Below are 273 nucleotides of genomic sequence, written 5' to 3'. Positions count from 1 at the left end.
CACCCCCGAACATCCACCCTCGGGGGGCGTCGCCGGCAGCGTCAGATGTGTAWAAGAGACRGGCYCGRGCGYCGGTGGCGTATCGYMAACCCAGCYGMCCRGCSCCTCGKGGTAACCCCCCCCAYCCAGCACGATCACCCGCCACAGCAGGCTGTTGAACGGCGTGGTGGTGCTGAAGATTTGCTGCGCCTCGATGCCCTGACGCGCTAGTTCGGCCTCCACGCGCTGCTCGGCCATGTATTTGCCGCCCAGGGTAAAGCCTGTCTCTTATAC

The 273-nt window shown here is 65.8% G+C and carries 1 pseudogene; it reads right to left on the bottom strand.

The window, feature by feature from the left end:
- Positions 1–72 precede the first annotated feature (72 nt).
- Positions 73–261, bottom strand: a pseudogene (locus ACQ4LH_RS22060) (metal-dependent hydrolase); the annotation flags it as partial.
- Positions 262–273 lie beyond the last annotated feature (12 nt).

The sequence above is a fragment of the Pseudomonas peli genome (genome assembly GCF_050563605.1).
GTDB classification, from domain to species: Bacteria; Pseudomonadota; Gammaproteobacteria; order Pseudomonadales; family Pseudomonadaceae; genus Aquipseudomonas; species Aquipseudomonas peli_A.
The sequence above is the reverse complement of the archived record's forward strand: the minus strand, read 5'-3'. Positions and strand labels throughout refer to the sequence as shown.